The organism is Mesorhizobium xinjiangense (genome assembly GCF_009749525.1).
GTDB lineage: Bacteria > Pseudomonadota > Alphaproteobacteria > Rhizobiales > Rhizobiaceae > Mangrovimarina > Mangrovimarina xinjiangensis.
Genome location: NZ_WOAC01000003.1, coordinates 139,079 through 158,538, shown reverse-complemented (window position 1 = coordinate 158,538; position 19,460 = coordinate 139,079). Strand labels below are relative to the sequence as shown.

The following is a 19,460-nucleotide window of genomic DNA, read 5'->3' as shown; positions in this document are numbered from 1 at the left end:
CGGGCGTGCGGTAAACCGGATCGATCGGACAACCAGCATCAACGGAGCCTGCAGCATGGCGAAGGCGGACGCGCGTAGCGCGCCCGGAGGGGGAGCATTTGCCTGGCGCAACGGCCACCAATGGTCGATGCCCGAGCTGACTGGCAATGTCCGCATGATCGCCGCACCGACCTATGAGCGGCTGATTGCGGCAGAACCCTATGTCAGGCGATCCATCCCCGTCCTGATCGTCATCTTCCTCATCGTTATCGCCGCGGCCCGCGCCACCGCGCTTCTGTCCGAGCGCGACGAGGCCATCACCACGGCCAGGTCGCTCGTCGCACTGGGTGCGGCACAGCTCGCCGGCACGATGGCGGCCGCGCAGGCTAAACCGGCAAACGGCAGTGTCTCCGCCCGATCGCTCCTCGAGCACTCGGCCCAGATCGCCGCCTTGCCGGATCGGCTCGTGCTCGCGGTGGCCGGAACCGACCACAAGGTCCTCGCCTCGGCGCCCAATTATCTCTCCTGGCAAGACCTGCCGCTGGAAGACATCATGACGGGCGGCCAGCCTCTGCTCCTTTTCGGGCAGCGTGCCGGCGTCCTGCCCGTCTCCGTCAACGGCGAACAATGGTACGCCGCGGTCCACGACGCAGGTGCGGCCGGCGTGGCGGCAGCGCTCCTGCCGGAAGACGCCGTGCTCGCCAAATGGCGCAAGACCGTCTCGCTCAATGTCGCCCTGTTCGTGCTCACCTCGGCGGTCCTGATCGCCGTGCTCTACGCCTATTTCAGCCAGTCGTCGCGCGCCCGCGCGGCCGACCGGATCTATCGCGAGGCGCATCAGCGCTTCGAGCTGGCGCTGGTGCGCGGGCGCTGCGGCCTTTGGGATTGGGACATGGCGCGCGGCAAGATGTACTGGTCGCTCTCCATGTACGAGATGCTGGGCTACGAGCCCTGCCACACCATGCTCTCCTTCGGCGAGGTTTCGGCGATCATCCATCCCGAAGACGGAGACCTGTTCGAGATCGCCAACCGGGTCGCATCGCGCGAGACCGAGCAGGTGGACCAGGTCTTCCGCATGCGCCATGCCGACGGGCGGTGGGTGTGGATGCGCACCCGCGCGCAGGTGGTGGACCGCGACGCGCCCGAACTGCATCTCATCGGCATCGCAGTCGACGTGACCGAGCAGCACAACCTGGCCCGCCAGTCGGAAGAGGCCGACCTCAGGCTGCGCACCGCCATCGAAAACATCTCCGAATCCTTCGTATTGTGGGATGCGGCCGACCGCCTGGTCATGTGCAATACGCGTTTCCAGGAACATATGGGGCTGTCGAGCGACAACGTGCAGTCCGGCACCTTCCGCGAGACGATCGAGGGCCGTATGAAGGCCTATGCCTTCGAGCGCAAGCTGGCCAGCGCGCATGGCAGGCATGGGGGCGCGACCTTCGAGCGGCAATTGGCGGATGGCCGCTGGCTGCAGGTCAACGAGCTCAAGACACGCGACGGCGGCGTGGTCTCGGTTGGCTCCGACATCACCCAGCTCAAACTGCACCAGGAAAAGCTGGTCGACAGCGAACGGCGCCTGATGGCGACGATCCACGATCTCAGCCTGGCACGCCGGGCCGAGGAGGAACGGGCGCAGGAACTCGTCGAACTGAACCACCGCTACATGCGCGAGACGGAGCGCGCGGAAGCCGCCAATCGCGCCAAATCGGAATTCCTGGCCAACATGTCGCATGAGCTGCGCACGCCGCTCAACGCCATCATCGGCTTTTCGGAACTGATGCAGTCGGGCTTGTTCGGCAAGCTGGGCTCGGAGCGCTATGAGGAATATGTCGGCGACATCCATGCCAGCGGCACCTATCTGCTCGGCGTCATCAACGACATTCTCGACATGTCGAAGATCGAGGCGGGCCAGTTCGCCCTGCAGCGCGAGAAGATCGACCTGGAGGAACTGGTGTCGGAGGCGGTGCGCGTCGTCTCGGTGCAGGCCGAATCCAAGTCGATCACCGTCGAGACCGACATCGCCCAATCGGCAGCGCTGCACGCCGACCGCCGCGCCATCAAGCAGATCGCGCTCAACCTGCTGTCGAACGCGGTCAAGTTCACCGGCCAGGGCGGCCACATCATGGTGCGGGCGAAGAAGGCTTCCGGGGCGCTCGTGCTGACCATCGAGGACAATGGCTGCGGCATACCGCGAGACGCGCTGCAAAAGCTCGGCCGGCCGTTCGAGCAGGTTCAGAACCAGTTTTCCAAGAACCACACGGGTTCCGGCCTCGGCCTGGCGATTTCACGCTCGCTCGCCGACATGCATGGCGGGGCGCTCAAGATCCGTTCGCGCGAAGGCCGCGGCACGATCGTCTCCGTGCGCATTCCAGCCGAGGAGATGGCTGCGGCGGCCTGAGATCAGGATACGTTGCAATCCGCATTCGGCCTTCTCTCCTCCCCGCGCGGGGAGGAGAGAAAAAGTGCCGGATCGCCGGTATCCCGATCTAGCTAGTTCGCTTCTGGCAGAGCGTAGGCGATGATGTAGTCACCGCGGTCCGGCGACTGGCGCGCGCCACCGGCGGATACCACGATGAACTGGCGTCCGCTTTCGGGCGAAACATAGGTCATCGGCGTCGCCTGCGCGCCAACGGGCAGCCGTCCCTTCCAAAGCTCCTCACCCGTTTTGACGTCGAAGGCACGCAGATAGTAGTCCTGCGTCCCCGCATAAAAGGCCAGGCCGCCGGCCGTCGTCATGGGTCCGCCCAGCGTGGGCATGCCGATCGGGATCTGCATACGGGTCTTCATCCCGAGCGGACCGGTGTCCTGCAAGGTCCCGGCCGGCACCTGCCAGACCACCTGACGCGCATTCAGGTCGATGCCGGTTATCGTGCCGTAGGGCGGCTGATGACACGGAACGCCGAGAGGGGACATGAAACCGTTCTTCCATGCCGCATATGGCGTGCCGGTCTGGGTCGACAAGCCGTCGTGAGCGGCCGAACCGCCACGCTCCTCCACTTCGTCCTGCGGAATGAGCTGCACGAATTGCGGCATGCGGATATCGTTCACGATCAGCATCGCATTCGCTTCGTCGACCGAGACCGAGCCCCAGTTCATGCCTCCGTAATAGCCAGGGAAGATCAGGCTCATATCGGTTCCAGGCGGCGTGAACTCGCCTTCGTAGCGCATCTTCTTGAAGGCGATGCGGCAGTAAAGCTGATCAAGCGGTGTGGCGCCCCACATGCGTATTTCGCTCAAGGGCTCCGTGCCGATGGACGGCATGCCGACCGAATAGGGCTGCGTGGGCGCGACCGTATCCTCCGGCACCCCGCCATCCTGCGGAACGGGCCTCTCCTCGATATCGGCAATGGGAGTGCCGTCGCGGCGGTCGAACATGAAGATCTGGCCGCGCTTGGTCACCTGTATCAATGCCGGGATAGTGCCGCCATCGCCATCGGGCACGTCATAGAGGGCCGGCTGCGAGGGCACGTCGTAGTCCCAGAGATCGTGATGGGCGGTCTGGAATTTCCAGCGCTCGCGCCCCGTCGCCATGTCGAGCGCGACGATCGAGGCGCCATATTCCTCTGCGGCCTCGGAACGATGGGCGCCAAAGAAGTCCGGCGTCGCATTGCCGGTCGGTAGATAGACCAGACCCAATTCGTCGTCATAGGAGGGCGTGGACCAGACATTGGGCGTGCCGCGCGTGTAGCTCTCGCCTTCCGGCGGCAGCTTGGTGATCTCGGGGTTGCCGAGGTCCCAGGCCCAGATGAGCTCGCCGGTCACCGCACTGAAGGCGCGCACGGCACCGGACGGCTCACCGGTCTCCACATTGTCCCACACCCAGCCGCCGACCATCACGAGGTCGCGCATGACGGTGGGCGCCGACGTCTGGAAGTAGAAGCCGGGCTTGACCTCGCCCATGCCCTGCTTGAGATCGACCGTGCCATTTTCGCCGAACGTGGCACAGGGTTCGCCCGTCTTGGCGTCGAGCTGAATGAGACGCGCGTCGATCGTGGTCATGACGATGCGCTGCGCGCAGGTCGCCGGTGCTTCCGGCTCGGCGGGCGCCGGGGTGGCCGGCGCCTGCGCCAATTCGGCCGTGTCGTCGTCCGCATTGTCCGCCGGCACTGCTTCAGCCGTCGTGGCTGGGGTTTCGGCAGCACTCGCTGCCGAAGCAGCGGCTTGCGCCAGCGCTTCTGCCGACGGTTCGTAGAAACTCACGCCGCGGCAGCGCTGCCACAGCGGCGATGTCGCCTGCGGATCGAACGTCCAGCGCTCCTCGCCCGTTTCCGCATTGAGCGCGTGAACGATGTTGTGCGGTGAGCAGTGATAAACCGTGCCGTCGATCTGCAGCGGCGTGTTCTGGTCCTGTGCCATCTCGTCGGGGATGTCACCCGTACGGAAGGTCCATGCGACTTCCAGGTGCTGCACGTTCTCCGTGTTGATCTGATCGATCGACGCAAAGCGTGTGCCATGGGACGTGCGGCCATAGGCGCGCCAGTCCGTTTCGCCGGACACGACCTCTGCCGCCTGTCCGGCATCGGCGATTTCATTGCGAATGACGCCATGCGGCTGGAAGGCATAATAGCCGGTTGCCACCAGGCCGAGACCCAGCAGCGCAGCGATTGCGAACGGAATGCTGCGCGACGTCCTGGCGCCGCTTGCAAACAGCGGAACGCTGAGCGCAACGACGATCGCGATCACGGTCGGAGCGACCAGGCGCGGGATCAGCGGCCAGAAGGCATAGCCTGCCTCCCATATCGCCCAGACAATGGTGGCGAGGAATGTGATGGCGTAAAGCCAAACACCGAGCTTGCTGCGCAAGAAGTATAGAATGCCGGTCAGGACGAGGGCGAGACCGGCGAGAACATAATACCATGACCCGCCAAGGCCGACGAGTTGAACACCGCCCCATACAAGCGGAACGCCGATGACGGCCAGGATCACGCCGATGAGCGGCAGCAGCCAGCCCGCGGATCCCGGCGGAGTGGTTTCAACGTCTTTGATCATTTGAGTTCCTCATCGTCTTGCTGGCCGTGATCCGCCCACACACGGAGCAAAAGCAGTGCAGTGGAAGATTGCACCTTCCGAGCCGGGATTTTGAGAAATGGGGCGCGGGAGGCGGTTGTCGCAGCAGGTTGCGAGCAAGCAGAAGTCCACAGCTGGCAATGGCTGGCTGAAGCTGGAAGGTGACTCACCAAACCTGGTTGCAAAAGCTTATTAGCATATATCAAAGGTGACAATATCGCCCAATGGCACGGCGATCTTGGGCCAGCGAGGCCGGTAAACTCGTTATCTAAATACCCGCGTCGCCGTCGCCGTTCCCGGAGGCTGTATCCGCCGTGCCGAGCAGCCTGTCGAAATGCGCCCTGACACGCTGCGATGTCTCTTGGATATGCGCCTCGAGGACGCCGATATCGGGCAGGTCGACGCTCCTGAGCAGAAGGTCGGCCAGCCCCGGCGGGATATCCTCGCCGTCGACATCGCCTGTCAGGCACAGCCGCACGAGTTGCGTGAGTTCGATGAACAAGGCGTGGGCGGCAACCAGTTCCTGCCGCGTCTGCGGATTGCAGAACGTTGCGTCGAGCACGGCGAGCGTATCCGCGGTGCCGGTAAGCCGCTGCCCGGATGCGGCCCCACCGGTCAGAGTGGCCACCTGGGCGATGAATTCGAGATCGATCAGGCCACCGGGGATGAGCTTGAAGTCCCAGATGTTGCGCGGCGGCTTTTCGCTTTCGATCATCGCCCGCATGTCGCGCGCCTCGCGGGCGATCCTTGCAAAGTCGTGCGGCAGGGCCAATACGGCTTCGATCTCGGCGTTGACCTCGCCGGCAAGCCCGGCATTACCGGCGACGACGCGGCCGCGCGTCAGCGCCATGTGCTCCCAGGTCCAGGCCTGCTCGCGCTGATATTTGCGGAATGCCTCGATATGGGTGGCGACGGGCCCCTTGTTGCCTGAGGGCCGCAGGCGCAGGTCGAGCTCGTAGAGCACGCCCTCGGCGGTCGGCGCGGAAACCGCTGCGATCAGCCGTTGCGTCAGGCGCGCGTAATAGAGCGAGGCGGGCAAGGGCTTGTCGCCGTCGGATTCATCCGCATCTGCGTCATGATCATAGAGCAGGATCAGGTCGACGTCGGAACCCGCCGTCAGTTCGCGACTGCCCAGTTTGCCCATGCCGAGGATGACGATGCGTCCGCTGGGCACGCGGCCGTGCCGCACGGCGAATTCGGCTTCAACCGCCTCCAGTGCGGCGCCGATGGTCAAATCGGCCAGGTCGGAGAAGGCCTTGCCGGCGCGCGCGGCATCGATGGCACCCGTCAAGAGGCGGATGCCAATCAGGAATTTCTGCTCGGCGGCAAAGATGCGCAGCCGGTCGAGCGTTTCCTCGTAGGTCCGGGCGCCCTGCATGAAGGTCTCGAGCCGCGCAGTGAGATAATCCCTGTCGGGAAGCTCCGCCATCAAGGCGGGATCGAGCAGCCCGTCGAAGACATGCGGCCGGCGCGTGATGATGGCGGCCAAGCGCGGCGCGGCCCCCATGATGGTCGCCACGAGCTGCAACAGGCCCGGATTGGACTGCAGAAGCGAGAAGAGCTGGATGCCGGCGGGCAGGCCGGAGAGAAATTCATCGAAGCGGATAAGGGCCTCGTCGGCCCTTCTGGTCGCGCCGAACGCCTGGAGAAGCGCCGGAGTGAGCTCGGTCAGCCGCTCGCGCGCCTCGGCCGAACGGGTCGCCCGGTAGCGGCCGAAATGCCAGGTGCGGATCACCCGGCAGATGTCGCTCGGCCGCTCGAAACCAAGATTGTGCAGCGTCTCCAGTGTACCGGGATCGTCGACATCACCGGTGAAGACCAGATTGCCGAGACCGGCAGAGAGCTGCGGCGCGGTCTCGAACAGCGCCGCATAGTGGCTTTCCACCTCCTGAAGCGACGCGCGGAAGGCGGCGGCAAACGCATCGGCATCGGCAAATCCGCGCATATGGGCGATCCGCGCGAGCCCCTCATCGTCCTCCGGCAATGTGTGGGTCTGCTCGTCGGCCACCATCTGGATGGCGTCTTCGACGCTGCGCAGGAACCAGTATTGCCGGGTCATCACGTCGCGCGCCTCGGCGTCGATCCAGCCGCGTTTTTCGAGTTGCGCCAGCATGGCCACGGTTTCGCGGCCGCGCAGTTCGGGAAAGCGGCCGCCGGCGATGAGTTGCTGCGTCTGGACGAAGAACTCGATCTCGCGGATGCCGCCCCGTCCGAGTTTCACATTGTGGCCCTTGACGGCAATCTCGCCGTGGCCCTTGTGGGTGTGGATCTGCCGCTTGATCGAGTGGACATCGGCGATTGCCGCGTAATCGAGATATTTGCGCCAGACATAGGGCTGCAACTCCTTGAGGAATGCAGCCGCGGCAGCCGCATCGCCGCCGATGGCGCGCGCCTTGATCATGGCGGCGCGTTCCCAGTTCTGGCCCCTGCCCTCGTAATAGTTGAGCGCCGCCTCGACCGGGATCGCAAGCGGCGTCGACCCGGGATCGGGACGCAGCCTCAGATCGGTGCGGAACACGTAGCCGTGCTCGGTGCGGTCCTGCAGGATGCGGGTCAGACGGCGGGTCATGCGCGAAAAGAGTTCGGTCGCCTCCAGCGGCTCGACGACCGCCGGCGCCTGCGGATCGAAGAACACGATCAGGTCGATGTCGGAGGAGAAATTGAGCTCACGGGCGCCCAGCTTGCCCATGCCGAGAACGATCCAGCCCGAGCCGCGGGTCGGTTCCGACGGATCGGGGAGTTTCAGCTTTCCCTGCCTGTGCGCGTCACGCAACAAAAAGGCCGTGGCCGCTTCGATCGCCGCATCGGCAATCGCGCTCATGTTGCCCACGGTCTGCTGGGTATCGGCCGCGCCGGCGAGGTCGGTCAGCGCGATCAGGGCATGCGCCTCGGCCTTCAGACGTCGCAGGTCGGCCATCAGCGAGGCCTCACTGGCATCGTCGGCCATGCTGCAGGCCTTCATTTCTGCAGCGATGTCGGAGATCCGCTGGCGCCAGCCGGTATCGAAAAGGCGATCGAGAATGATGGGGCGGCGGCGCAGCACGTCGCGCAGATAGGGCGACAGGTCGCTCACGGCGGCCAGGAACCCGGCCGGGGGTCCACCGTCGCGCACCAGATCCGCCAGGCGCTGGAAGCCTTCCTCCTCCGCCGCCTGGGCCAGATCGTCGAGCGCGGACTGCGCCGCGGCCGCATCGAGCGGCAACAGCGTGTGGGCGATCTCCAGCGACCAGTCTTGGCCTGTCATGCACCGCCCTCCTTGTTGCTCAAGACTGTACCCGGTTCGTGGGGAAAACCATGGAGACGGCAAGGCCTGTCTCCTCACCGGTCAGTTCGAGCCGCCCGCCATGAAAGGTCATGACAGCCCTTGCAAGGCTCAGTCCGAGGCCCGAGCCCGGCTGCGTTCGACTGGTCTCGAGACGTACGAAGCGCTCCGTGGCGCGTTGCCGATCGTCCGGCGCGATGCCGGGCCCGTTGTCGGATACGGTCAGTTGCACTTCGTCCTCTTTTCGCGCGAGCATAACAAGGACCTCCGGCTGGTCGGCGTGATCGGCAGAATATTTGATCGCGTTATCGACGATGTTTGACAAGGCCTGTGCGACCAGTTCGCGATTTCCCGTGATGACATGCGTGCCGTTGATCCCGCTCTTGAGGCCGACACCGCTTTCCTCGGCCACCGGCTCGTAGAGCTCGCACACATCGTTGACGATGGTCGCGAGATCGATTTCTCCAGTCGCCTCGGCTGAATAGCCCGCCTCCAGGCGCGAGATCATCAGGATGGCGTTGAAGGTGCGGATCAGCTGGTCGGATTCGGCGATCGTCGCCTCCAGGGCCTCGCGATGGCCCTTCGTGCCGCTCTTCTTCGACAAGGCTTCCTCGGCGCGGTTGCGCAGGCGCGTGAGCGGTGTCTTGAGATCGTGCGCGATGTTGTCTGAGACCTGCTTCAGCCCGTCATTGAGGGCCGAGATGCGCGCCAGCATGGCGTTGAGGTTTTCCGACAGACGGTCGAACTCGTCGCCCGCACCGGTGACCGGCAGGCGGCCGGCCAGGTCGCCGCCCATGATGCGCGCGCTCGCCTCCGACAGGCTGTCGATCCGCCGGAGCGCGGCACGTCCGACGAAGTACCAGATGAGGAAGGCGCCAAACGCCATGATGCCAAGCGCAAGTATGAGGGCGCGCTGCACGACCCGGCGCAGGCGCTCGGGCTCGCCCAGGTCGCGGCCGACCAACAGGATCATCTGGTTGGGCAGTCGGATCACCTGCGCCATGGCGGTGTGGGTCGCATGGCCCTGCGGTTCGGCCTCGCCGTAGCGCTCATAGGCAAATGGCCGGCTCGTCCAGCCGCGCGTGTCCAGAACGCCCGGCTCCAGGCTCTCGACATTGCCTGCAAGAAGGCGTCCGTTCGGATCGGCGATGAGATAGAGATTGGCTCCGGGCTGGCGCGCCTGCATTTCCATGAGCCTCACCAGCGCCGGTATGCCGCCACGATCATAGGCGCGGCCGAGCCTCAGCGTCTCCTCGTTCACTGCCTCGCGCGTCTGGGCGGCGATCATGCGCACCGACACGGAGGTCATGTAGATGACCAGAACGATGGCGCAGGCACCGAACAGGAGCAGATAGAGGGCGGAGAGACGGGCCGCCGTCGTCTTCATGATTGCGGCCAGCTTGCGCATCAGCCGGCCTTCAGCACGTATCCCGCGCCGCGGACCGTATGCAGGATCGGCCCGTCGAAACCCTTTTCGATCTTGCCGCGCAGCCGCGAGACATGCACGTCGATGACATTGGTCTGCGGGTCGAAATGAAGGTCCCAGACATTTTCAAGGAGCATGGTGCGCGTCACCACCTGCCCGGCATGGCGCATGAGATATTCGAGCAGGCGAAATTCGCGCGGCTGCAGGACGATATCCTGTCCGGCGCGCTTGACGGAGTGCGACAGGCGGTCGAGCTCGAGATCGCCGACGCGATAGACCGTATCAACCTCCCGCGCGCCGGCCCTCCGGTTGAGCACCTCGATGCGCGCCAAGAGCTCGCTGAAGGCATAGGGCTTCGTCAGGTAATCGTCGCCGCCGGCGCGCAGGCCGGTGACACGGTCGTCGACCTCGCCAAGTGCGGAAAGGATGAGAACAGGCGTCTCGTTGCCGCGCGCCCGCAAGCCCGCCACAACCGAAAGACCGTCGCGGCCCGGCAGCATGCGATCGACCACCATCACGTCGTAATCGCCGCTGTCGGCCAGGGTGAAGCCGCTGTCGCCGTCGCGCGCGACATGAACGGTATGGCCGGTCTCGCTCAAGGCGCGTTCGAGATAATCGGCCGCTTCGCGGTCGTCTTCGATCAGAAGAATCTTCATACCCGCCTTATAGTCGATATCGTGCCGATTGGCCGCAACTGTCCTGTGCATCGGGATCTACCGGATTGAAAAAGCGGCAGCGGGGGATGGGATCCCGCTGCCGCAGGAAACCGGATACTTACGCAACACTGGCTCCGGTTCCTTTCCCAGGGACGGCGGATCGGGGTGTTTAGACCCGCCATCCCCGAGGAGGTCAGCTCTTGGCGACGGGCAGAGCCACGAAGCGGCTCGAATCGTCGCGCTGAAGCCGGAACAGAACCGCCTTGCGGCCGGCCTGCGATGCCTCGCCGATCGCATTTTCGACCTCGCCGGGACTTTTGACGTCCTGCCCATTGACGGAAACGATGACATCGCCGGAGCGCACGCCACGCTCGTCGGCAGCGCTGCCCGGCTCGACAGCGGTGACGACGACGCTGTCGTCGTCATCCGAAGCAACCACGGTGAGACCGAAATTCTCCAGCATGGCGCCGCTCTGCTCGTCGGACGAGTCCAGCGACGCGATGCGTTCGGCGCCGGGCAATTCGCCCAGATTGATGCGAGCGGTCTCGGCAGCGCCATCGCGCCACAATGCGACCTCGACCGCGTTGCCCGGCTCCATGCCGCCGATCATGCGGGCCAGTTCGCGCGGCGATTCGACCTTCTTGCCGTCAATACCGGTGATCACGTCACCGGCCTTGATCCCGGCATCGAGGGCCGGGCTGTCGGGCTGCGCCTCGCTGACCAATGCACCTTTTGCGTCATCGAGACCCAGCGATTCGGCGATGTCGTCGGTGACCGGCTGGATCTGCACGCCGAGCCATCCGCGCTCCACCGTGCCGTCCTTGATCAGTTCGTCGACAACGGTCCTGGCGGTCGATGCGGGGATCGCGAAGGCGATGCCGACATTGCCGCCCGAGGGCGAGAAGATGGCGGTGTTGATGCCCACCACCTCGCCGTTGAGATTGAAGGCGGGACCGCCCGAGTTGCCGCGATTGACGGCCGCGTCGATCTGGATGAAGTCGTCATAGGGTCCGGCGCCGATGTCGCGGCCGCGTGCCGAGACGATACCGGCGGTCACGGTGCCGCCGAGGCCGAACGGGTTGCCGACTGCCACCACCCAGTCGCCGACGCGAACACTGCCGTCGCCGGCAAAGGTCACATAAGTGAAGTCGCGCTTCTCATCGACCTTGAGCACGGCAAGATCGGTGCGCGGGTCGGTGCCAACAAGCTTGGCATCGAGCTCATCGCCATTGTCCATGACGACGGTGAACTCCGATCCGCCCTTAACGACATGGTTGTTGGTGACGAGATAGCCGTCATCGGAAATGAAGAAGCCGGAGCCCTGCGAAACCGGACGCGTGTGCCGGCGGAACTGGCGGGGGCCGCGATGATCGCCTTCGCCGCGGAACTGACGGAAGAAGCGTTTCAGCGGGTGGTCGTCCGGCAGGTCCTCAAATCCGGGCGGGCCGAAGAAGCCCTGCATATCGTCAGATGCCGGCTGGACGTTCTGCTTCACGCGCACGCTGACGACGGCCGGGGAAACGCGGTCGACGACATCGGCGAAGCCCGGCGTCTGTGGCGCATCGACACGCACCGGCTCGGCGAAGACGGGCAGCGTGCCGGACGTCACCGCGCCGAGGCCGACGGCACCGGCGATTGCGACGGAGGCGACGGCGGTAGCAAGCCGCTTGCGCGTGGTAGAGGTCGAAACGGAAGAGTTCATGATCGTGTGTCCTTTCTTGGCGGGACGCTTTGAGAAATCCTCGGACACACAGTTAGGTCGCGTCACATTACGACGCCATTTCCAGCGAATGAAAAATTCGTAATGTTCATTGTCAGCGGAGCGAAGGTGGTACTGCCGCGCCCCGCCCCCTCGCTGCGCAAGCGGCCGTTCAGTTCGGCCGTTCCGGGCCGAGAACCAGCGTCACCAGCGACGGGATATCATCGGCGGCAAACGGCTCTGGCGTCATGCTGCGCTGGTAGAAGATCGCGCCGCTGAGCGCCAATGCGGCCATTTCCGCATCGAATTCCGCCGGCAACTCGCCGGAAGCGACCCCTTCGCGCAGCAAATCGACAAGCGTCCGGCGCCGGCGGGCACTGTATGAATGGAGGAACTGCGCGACTTCCGCATGGCGGTGAGAGGCTTCCATGAGGGCCGGAATGCAGGCGCCGAACTGCGAGGTGGAAAGAGCCTCGGCGAGGTGTTGCATCAGACGGCATACGCGCTGCCTGACGCTTCCTTGCGACGGGACGGGCCGGGGCTGCTCGTTCAGCGTTTCCAATGCATCGGCGATCAGCGACAGCTTCGTCGGCCAGTGCCTGTAGAGCGTGCTTTTCGAAACACCCGCCTGCCTGGCGACGGCTTCCATGTTGAAGGCGGCATAGCCGCGTTCGCCAAGCAGCGCGATGGCGGCACGGCGCACGTCCCACTGTGTGCGTTCGATGCGCTTGTCCATGTTTTGTCCCGATGCCGGCATCATCCATAATTATGAAACGCTTGCGTTTCGTTTCCATTTATGAAACGCTACCGTTCTATAGCAATCTGATGAACCGAACGGCAAGGAGGAGACCATGGTTTCCGTTCGATATATCGTTTCAGATGTCGGCCAGAGCGTTGCCTTCTATCGCGATCGTCTCGGATTTGTCGTCGACATGCATCCCGGACCGGGATTCGCGGCGCTGTCGCGCGGAGACCTTCGGCTGCTGCTGAACGCTCCGGGAGCAGGCGGTGCCGGCACTGCGGGCGGAACACCGCAGCCCGGCGGCTGGAACAGGTTTCAGATCGAAACAGGCGACCTCGATAAAATGACCGAACGGCTTCGCCAATCCGGCGCATCCTTTCGCGGCGACATCGTTACCGGCAAGGGCGGACGACAGGCCCTGCTGGAAGACCCCTCCGGCAACCTGGTCGAACTGTTCGAGCCTGGAACATGACCCGCTCAAACGGAATCGTTTGAGCGAACGCGCGCGAAGAACAAATCGGGATAAGGCCGAGCCATTCCGCGAGAACGAATACCGGCTCCCCTACTTCGATGAAGCCCACAAGGTCGTGGTTTCATCGCTCCGGCTTCGAGCGGACGGTCGTCTTGACCTTCGATCCGGCTTCGAGCGTGCGGTGAACGGGGCATTTATCCGCGATCTCGGCAATTTTGGCCGAAAGCTCGGCATCGACCTCTCCGTCGACGGTGACGACACGTTCGAAACGGTCGATCCGGGCGCCGCTGGCGCGCTCCTCCTCGGTGCACTCCTCGCAGTCGCGCGCATGCATCTTGGCATGTGAGACATCGACGCTGACCCGGCCGAGCGGGATCTTCTTGTGCTCGGCATAGATGCGCAAGGTCATGGATGTGCACGCGCCCAGCGCGACCGAGAGGAAATCGTACGGCGAAGGACCCGAATCGAGGCCGCCGGCGCTTTCCGGCTCGTCGGCGAACAGCCGGTGCCGGCCCGCCTGCACGGCGTTCTGGAACTTCGCCTCGCCGGTTTCCGTGACCCGGACATGCTCGATCGGCTCGCTTCCCTGCGGGGCGTCTTCGCGAAGGTAGCGCCCGGCCCAACCGGCAATGACGCTGGCCGCAAATTCCGCATCCCGCGGCTCGCTCAACAGGTGATCGGCCGTATCAAGCGAAACGAAGCTCTTGGGATGTTTTGCCGCCAGGAAGATGCGCGTGGCGTTGTCGATGCCGACCGTCTGGTCGAGCGGCGCATGCAGGATGAGAAGCGGCTTGCGCAAACCGGCGATGGCCTCGCGCAACGTCGCCTGCTGCACATCGGCGACGAACTGGCTGGCAATGTGGAAGCTGCGCCCGCCAAGCTGCACCTCGGCCTCACCCTTTTGCTCGATCTCCTGAAGGCTGGCGCCGAAGCTCTTCAGCACGTGATCGGCGTCGGCCGGCGCGCCGATCGTCACGACGGCCTTCGTCTCGGGAATCTTGCCGGCGGCAGCAAGCACCGCCGCGCCACCGAGCGAATGTCCGATGAGAAGCGACGGCGCCTCGAAATTGGCACGCAGATAGTCCGCGGCCAGAACGAGGTCGGCGACGTTGGAGGAAAAATTGGTCGAGCCGAACTCGCCTTCGCTCGAGCCCAGTCCGGTGAAATCGAAACGCATCACGGCAATGCCTGCGCGGCCGAGCTCGGCGGCGATGCGGCGCGCCGCCAGCAGGTCCTTCGAGCAGGTGAAGCAGTGGGCAAAAAGAGCGTAGGCGCGAACCGGCCCCGTCGGCAGGTCCAGCCTCGCCGCGAGCTGCCCGCCCGCATGACCCGCAAATTCCAGCTTTCGCAATGTCGTGACCATGCGCTCCTCCATCAAAAGCGTGTGCCGGAAGGACTGAAAATCGCCCGACCGATGCCCACGCGTCGGGCGGTCCGGCCACTGCCCCGGATCAGCTGCGCTTTTGCAGAATATCCTGGAGGGCTTTTTCCTCTTCCGCGCTGAGCCTTGCCGTCGGTGTCGCGGCTCGGCGGGCACGCATCAGGATGGCACCGCCGCCGATCAAAAGCAAAACCACCGGCGTGCCCCAGAGCAGCGCATTGCGCCAGTTGAAGCGCGGCTTCAGGAGCACGAACTCGCCATAGCGCGAGACCACGAAGTCCATCACTTCGCCGTCGCTGTCACCGGCCTTGAGCCGTTCGCGCACGATGATGCGCAGGTCGCGCGCCAGGTCAGCATTGGAATCGTCTATCGACTGGTTCTGACAGACAAGGCAGCGCAGTTCGGCAGACAGTGACCGCGCACGCGCTTCCAGTGCCGGATCGTCGAGCACTTCGTCAGGCTCCACGGCACCGGCGGCAAGCGGCCAGGCCAGAAGCGCGCACAGCAACAAGGCGGCGATCCGCACCGTTCGCTCCCTCATTCCGCCGGAACCGGAGTAACCGCCGTCTTGCGCGGCGACGGCGCGCCGACACGCAGCCGGCGGTCGCTCAGCGAGAGGGTTCCGCCCGCCATCATCACGATCGAGCCGATCCAGATCAGGGTAACGAACGGCTTCCACCAGATGCGCACGACAACGCCGCCGTCATCGGTGGGGTCGCCGAGCGATACGTAGAGCTGGCTCAGGCCACGCGTGGCGATACCTGCTTCCGTGGTCGGCATCTGGCGCGCGGTGTAAAGCCGCTTGGACGAGACGATTTGGGTGATCGTCCGTCCGTCGTCCGCCATCAGCGCGAAGACGCCGCGGTCCTCCGTATAGTTGGCGCCCTGATGGGGCTGCAGCCCGTCAAACCGCAATTCGTAGCCGGCGACGTCGGTCGTCTCGCCGGGCTTCATGGTGATGATGTGCTCGGTCTCAAGGCTCATGACGCTGATCACGCCCAGCGTCGTCAGGCCGAGGCCCAGATGGGCCAGCGCCGTGCCGAAGGCTGCGCGCGGCAGCCCGGCAAGGCGTCGGCGCGCCGCGGCGAAACCGACCTTGCCCAGCCCGGCCTTCATGGCGAGATCGGTCAGCGCGCCGAGAACGAGCCAGACACCAAGGCCGAGGCCGAGGGCGGCGAATACGGAGGCCCGATCGATGAACAGCGCCACGACGAGCGTCACCAGCAGCGCCCCGGCAAAGGCGAAAACGAGCCTTTGCGCCGCCGCCCAGAGATCGCCCCGCTTCCAGGCCAGGAGCGGACCGAACGGGACGGCGATCAGAAGCGGCACCATCAGCGGTCCGAAGGTCGCCTCGAAGAAGGGAGCGCCGACCGAGATCTTGTCCCCGGTCAACGCTTCGAGCAGCAGCGGATAGAGCGTGCCGACGAACACGGTCGCCGTCGCCGTGCTCAAGAAGAGATTGTTGAGCACCAGCGCGCCTTCGCGCGAGATCGGCTGGAAAAGACCGCCGGGCGCCAACGCCTGGGCGCGCCATGCAAACAGCGCCAGAGCGCCGCCGACGAAGACGGTCAGGATCGTCAGGATGAAGACGCCGCGCGTCGGGTCGGTGGCAAAGGCATGGACCGAGGTCAACACGCCGGAGCGCACCAGGAAGGTGCCCAGAAGCGACAGGGAGAAGGTCAGGATCGAAAGCAGGATCGTCCAGATCTTCAGCGCCGAGCGCTTTTCCATGACGATGGCGGAATGCAGCAGCGCGGTGCCGGCGAGCCAGGGCATGAAGGAGGCGTTTTCAACCGGGTCCCAGAACCAGAAGCCGCCCCATCCAAGCTCGTAATAGGCCCAGAAGGAGCCCATCGCGATGCCGCCGGTGAGGAATATCCAGGCCATCAGCGTCCAGGGACGCACCCAGCGCGCCCAGGCGGCGTCGATGCGCCCCTCGATCAGCGCGGCGATGGCGAAGGAAAAGCAGATCGAGAAGCCGACATAGCCCAGATAGAGCAGCGGCGGATGGATAGCGAGCCCGACATCCTGCAGGATCGGATTGAGGTCCTGGCCTTCGATCGGCGCCGGGTCGAGGCGCGCAAAAGGGTTCGAGGTCAACAGGATGAAGAGGAAGAAGGCCGCGCCGATCATGCCCTGAACGGCCAGAACGTTGGCCCGCAGGGTCGCCGGCAGATTGCGTCCGAACAGCGCCACCAGCGCCCCGAAACCGGTAAGAATCAACACCCAAAGCAGCATTGAGCCTTCGTGATTGCCCCAGGTGCCGGTGAATTTGTAGAGGAGCGGCTTTTGCGAATGCGAGTTTTCGAAGACGTTGAGCAGCGAGAAGTCGGACTGCACATAGGCGGCCGTCAACACGGCGAAGGCGATGGCCGTCATGAGGAAGCCGGCCAGGGCGGCGGAATTGCCCGCCGCCATCAAGCGCGCATCGCCGATCCGCGCGCCGATCAGCGGCAGGCTCGCCTGCACCAGCGCCAGAACGAAGGCAAGCACCAGTGCGAAATGACCTGCTTCAACCATGCCTGGTCTTTCCCATCATTCTTGCCAAACGCCCTGCTCCTTCAGTCTGTCGGCGACATCCTTGGGCATGTAGGTTTCGTCGTGCTTGGCCAGCACGCTATCGGCAACGAACGTCCCATCATCGCCGAACACGCCTTCGGTGACCACCCCCTGCTCCTCCCTGAAAAGGTCGGGCAGAATGCCGTCATAGGTGACATGCACGCTGTCCGCCGCATCGGTGACGGCAAATGTCACCCGCGTCCCCTGGCCGCGCACGACCGATCCCTTTTCCACCAGGCCGCCAAGCCGGATACGCTCGCCCGGCTGAATATTCGCCGTGGTGATGTCGGCCGGCATATAGAAATAGGAGGTCTTCTGGCCGAGCGCGACGAATGTCAGCGCAGTGGCGCATCCCAGTACGGCGAGCGCACCGGCAATGATCGACAGGCGTTTCTGTTTTCGCGTCATCATCTAGTCCGCTTGCAGTCCCTGCTGCGCCGCGAAGTTTCGAAGCGTTTCGGCCGCATCGCCGCCTTCCGCGCCGAGTGCGGCGATACCGCGCTCGAGAGCGGCGAGCGCGTCGTCCTTGCGTCCCAGCACCAGATAGGAGCGCACGAGCCTTTGCCAACCTTCCAGGTCGGCAGGATTCTCGCGCAGCCTGGCATCGAGCCGGGCCACCATGCCCTCGATCATCTCGGCGCGGCCTTCGACATCGAGATCGGAGGCCGCCTCGATATCCTCGCGGGTCGGTCCGGGCATCGTCTCGTCCTGCGCCGCCGTCATCTCTCCCGCCTGTTCCAGCGCCGCTGCGACCACGCCCTGCCAGGGCGAATCCTGCGGCATGTCGCGCGCCAGTCGCCGCCAGGCATCCGCCGCCTCGTCCAGACGCCCCTCCTGCGCCATCGCGGACGCCAGGAAGAAGCGCGATTTGGGATCCGCCCGATCGTGCTGCAGCGCGCGCTCGAAGGCCTCGGCCGCCTCGGCCGTGACAACACCGCCCGCGTCGGCAACCAGTGCCTCGCCCAGGCCGCTTTCGCGGCGGGCTGTGGCGCCGAGAAGACGCATCGCGTTGCGATAGGCGGTGACGGACTCGGCCGGGCGATTCATGCGCAAATAGATCGGCGCCAGCACGTCCCAGCCACGGCCGTCGGATGGATTGGCGCGCAGATGTTCCTCCGCCCGCCGCACAAGCTCGTCGGCCGTGCTGTCGGACGGATCCTTGCTCATGCGCGCCTGCAGCGGCTGATCGGCAAGGTCAGGCGAACCGAGAACGGCGTAGAGCCCCCAGCTGAGAAGCGGAACGGCCAGAACCGCTGCCGCGGCAATGACGCGCGTGCGGCGCGCGCCTTGGACACCATCGACGGCCTGTGTCCCTCCGGCGATGCGCAATATCCGCCGCCCGATCTCGGCCTTGGCCTGCTCGGCTTCCTCGCCGCCAATCAGGCCACGCGCGGCGTCTCGCTCTAATTCGGCAAGTTGATCCTTGTAGACTTCAAGGTCATGTTCGGTCGCACCGGCAAGTTCGCCGCGCCTGGAGGCGAGCGGAAGGAGGACGGCAAGACTTGCAGCCGCGGTCAAAAACGCGATTGTGAGCCAAAGGAGCATGCGATCTCAATAGCGTTGCAGCGTGCACATGCCAACGCCGCCGACATGCGGCTATTTGGCTCCGGCTTGTGTCTTCGGGACGCCGGACACCCGCGGCGATTGTGTCGCATCAAGTCAGGGGCGTCCAGCTTCCGTCCGGATTGCGGCAGGCCGTGCCACGGGCATGTCTCACGGCACCATCGACGAATACACGGTGGACATACTGGCGGCAATCCTGCGAGCCGACCTTGTAGGGCTGGGCCGGGATCACCTCGCCGGAATGCTTGGCACCCTCGCTTCGCCATGGAACGGACTGGCCGCCCGGGGTGTATTCGAGGGCACGATATTCGGCTTCCAGTGCAATCTGCCGTTCACGGCTGCTCAAGTCCTCGCCGATGTCTCCGCCGATCAATCCGCCATTCATTGCGTCTATCATCGACGCCTTTCCCGCCACCTGTTCTCCGCCCACCGGCAGCGAGGTCGTCGTGCAACCGCTTGCCATAAGCGCCGCGACGCCAAGCGCTATCCTGGCTTTCATCCGCTTCCCCTCTCCAGACATTTCATCTGCTCCGCAGCACTAGGCCGTGTGGACAGTTATGGTTTGGGCGTGGCGCGAGCCGGATTTCGTTCCTGAACAGGAGAAAAGCGCAAGGCGGTGTCGAACACCGTCGAGCATTTTCGACGTATTCAGGGGCGAAATCCGCCGCGCCCGATACGGGTATGGCGAAAATCGTCCATTTCGGCGTCGCG

The 19,460-nt window shown here is 64.7% G+C and carries 14 protein-coding genes; 2 read left to right on the top strand and 12 right to left on the bottom strand.

The features are described from left to right. Window positions 1–55 precede the first annotated feature (55 nt). On the top strand, window positions 56–2,380 hold the full coding sequence (locus GM909_RS04980) for a PAS domain-containing sensor histidine kinase (protein ID WP_157015108.1): 2,325 nt from the start codon (window positions 56–58) through the stop codon (window positions 2,378–2,380). A gap of 92 nt (window positions 2,381–2,472) precedes the next feature. Here the strand turns inward: GM909_RS04980 and GM909_RS04975 are convergent, their stop codons facing one another. The 6 genes from GM909_RS04975 to GM909_RS04950 all read right to left on the bottom strand — a co-directional run bounded on the left by GM909_RS04975 (window position 2,473) and on the right by GM909_RS04950 (window position 12,768). Then, a complete protein-coding gene (locus GM909_RS04975; RefSeq protein WP_157015107.1) occupies window positions 2,473–4,971 on the bottom strand; it encodes a membrane-bound PQQ-dependent dehydrogenase, glucose/quinate/shikimate family in 2,499 nt (832 codons plus the stop codon). Window positions 4,972–5,257: 286 nt separating this feature from the next. Next, window positions 5,258–8,233, bottom strand: coding sequence for a bifunctional [glutamine synthetase] adenylyltransferase/[glutamine synthetase]-adenylyl-L-tyrosine phosphorylase (locus GM909_RS04970; protein WP_157015106.1), 2,976 nt, complete (start codon window positions 8,231–8,233; stop codon window positions 5,258–5,260). Between the two features lie 19 nt (window positions 8,234–8,252). Beyond that, window positions 8,253–9,659, bottom strand: coding sequence for an ATP-binding protein (locus GM909_RS04965; protein WP_407941246.1), 1,407 nt, complete (start codon window positions 9,657–9,659; stop codon window positions 8,253–8,255). Beyond that, window positions 9,659–10,333, bottom strand: coding sequence for a response regulator transcription factor (locus GM909_RS04960; RefSeq protein WP_157015104.1), 675 nt, complete (start codon window positions 10,331–10,333; stop codon window positions 9,659–9,661). Before GM909_RS04960 ends, GM909_RS04965 begins: the two co-directional genes overlap by 1 nt. 193 nt (window positions 10,334–10,526) lie before the next feature. Continuing rightward, a complete protein-coding gene (locus GM909_RS04955) occupies window positions 10,527–12,035 on the bottom strand; it encodes a Do family serine endopeptidase (RefSeq protein ID WP_157015103.1) in 1,509 nt (502 codons plus the stop codon). Between the two features lie 169 nt (window positions 12,036–12,204). Then, entirely contained in the window at window positions 12,205–12,768 is a 564-nt protein-coding gene (locus tag GM909_RS04950) for a TetR/AcrR family transcriptional regulator (RefSeq protein ID WP_157015102.1), read from the bottom strand. A 115-nt stretch (window positions 12,769–12,883) separates the two neighbouring features. Here GM909_RS04950 and GM909_RS04945 point away from each other — a divergent pair, with 115 nt between their 5' ends. After that, the gene (locus GM909_RS04945) at window positions 12,884–13,246 is read left to right on the top strand and encodes a VOC family protein (protein ID WP_157015101.1); all 363 of its coding nucleotides are present in this window, start codon (window positions 12,884–12,886) and stop codon (window positions 13,244–13,246) included. Window positions 13,247–13,367: 121 nt separating this feature from the next. On the opposite strand, the gene GM909_RS04940 is transcribed toward GM909_RS04945, so the two are convergent. From GM909_RS04940 to GM909_RS04915, 6 genes are all read right to left on the bottom strand, one after another. Then, on the bottom strand, window positions 13,368–14,609 hold the full coding sequence (locus GM909_RS04940) for a bifunctional alpha/beta hydrolase/OsmC family protein (protein ID WP_157015100.1): 1,242 nt from the start codon (window positions 14,607–14,609) through the stop codon (window positions 13,368–13,370). 88 nt (window positions 14,610–14,697) lie between these two features. Beyond that, window positions 14,698–15,168, bottom strand: coding sequence for a cytochrome c-type biogenesis protein (locus GM909_RS04935; RefSeq protein ID WP_157015099.1), 471 nt, complete (start codon window positions 15,166–15,168; stop codon window positions 14,698–14,700). After that, window positions 15,165–17,147 (bottom strand): heme lyase CcmF/NrfE family subunit, encoded by a 1,983-nt coding sequence (locus tag GM909_RS04930; protein WP_157015098.1) that lies wholly within the window; start codon window positions 17,145–17,147, stop codon window positions 15,165–15,167. Before GM909_RS04930 ends, GM909_RS04935 begins: the two co-directional genes overlap by 4 nt. A 15-nt stretch (window positions 17,148–17,162) precedes the next feature. Further along, the gene (gene ccmE, locus GM909_RS04925) at window positions 17,163–17,594 is read right to left on the bottom strand and encodes a cytochrome c maturation protein CcmE (RefSeq protein ID WP_157015097.1); all 432 of its coding nucleotides are present in this window, start codon (window positions 17,592–17,594) and stop codon (window positions 17,163–17,165) included. Between the two features lie 3 nt (window positions 17,595–17,597). Next, window positions 17,598–18,731: a c-type cytochrome biogenesis protein CcmI gene (ccmI, locus tag GM909_RS04920; protein WP_157015096.1), complete on the bottom strand. Its 1,134-nt coding sequence runs from the start codon at window positions 18,729–18,731 to the stop codon at window positions 17,598–17,600. A 109-nt stretch (window positions 18,732–18,840) separates the two neighbouring features. Further along, the gene (locus GM909_RS04915; RefSeq protein WP_157015095.1) at window positions 18,841–19,248 is read right to left on the bottom strand and encodes a hypothetical protein; all 408 of its coding nucleotides are present in this window, start codon (window positions 19,246–19,248) and stop codon (window positions 18,841–18,843) included. Window positions 19,249–19,460 lie beyond the last annotated feature (212 nt).

Bases quoted from the DNA above. Each gene is read 5' to 3' on its own strand.
- GM909_RS04965 (WP_407941246.1), bottom strand. From the start codon at position 9,659: ATGCGCAAGCTGGCCGCAATCATGAAGACGACGGCGGCCCGTCTCTCC.
- GM909_RS04930 (WP_157015098.1), bottom strand. From the start codon at position 17,147: ATGGTTGAAGCAGGTCATTTCGCACTGGTGCTTGCCTTCGTTCTGGCG.
- GM909_RS04955 (WP_157015103.1), bottom strand. From the start codon at position 12,035: ATGAACTCTTCCGTTTCGACCTCTACCACGCGCAAGCGGCTTGCTACC.
- GM909_RS04975 (WP_157015107.1), bottom strand. From the start codon at position 4,971: ATGATCAAAGACGTTGAAACCACTCCGCCGGGATCCGCGGGCTGGCTG.
- GM909_RS04970 (WP_157015106.1), bottom strand. From the start codon at position 8,233: ATGACAGGCCAAGACTGGTCGCTGGAGATCGCCCACACGCTGTTGCCG.
- ccmE (WP_157015097.1), bottom strand. From the start codon at position 17,594: ATGACGCGAAAACAGAAACGCCTGTCGATCATTGCCGGTGCGCTCGCC.
- GM909_RS04950 (WP_157015102.1), bottom strand. From the start codon at position 12,768: ATGGACAAGCGCATCGAACGCACACAGTGGGACGTGCGCCGTGCCGCC.
- GM909_RS04915 (WP_157015095.1), bottom strand. From the start codon at position 19,248: ATGAAAGCCAGGATAGCGCTTGGCGTCGCGGCGCTTATGGCAAGCGGT.
- GM909_RS04980 (WP_157015108.1), top strand. From the start codon at position 56: ATGGCGAAGGCGGACGCGCGTAGCGCGCCCGGAGGGGGAGCATTTGCC.
- GM909_RS04945 (WP_157015101.1), top strand. From the start codon at position 12,884: ATGGTTTCCGTTCGATATATCGTTTCAGATGTCGGCCAGAGCGTTGCC.
- GM909_RS04935 (WP_157015099.1), bottom strand. From the start codon at position 15,168: ATGAGGGAGCGAACGGTGCGGATCGCCGCCTTGTTGCTGTGCGCGCTT.
- GM909_RS04940 (WP_157015100.1), bottom strand. From the start codon at position 14,609: ATGGTCACGACATTGCGAAAGCTGGAATTTGCGGGTCATGCGGGCGGG.
- ccmI (WP_157015096.1), bottom strand. From the start codon at position 18,731: ATGCTCCTTTGGCTCACAATCGCGTTTTTGACCGCGGCTGCAAGTCTT.
- GM909_RS04960 (WP_157015104.1), bottom strand. From the start codon at position 10,333: ATGAAGATTCTTCTGATCGAAGACGACCGCGAAGCGGCCGATTATCTC.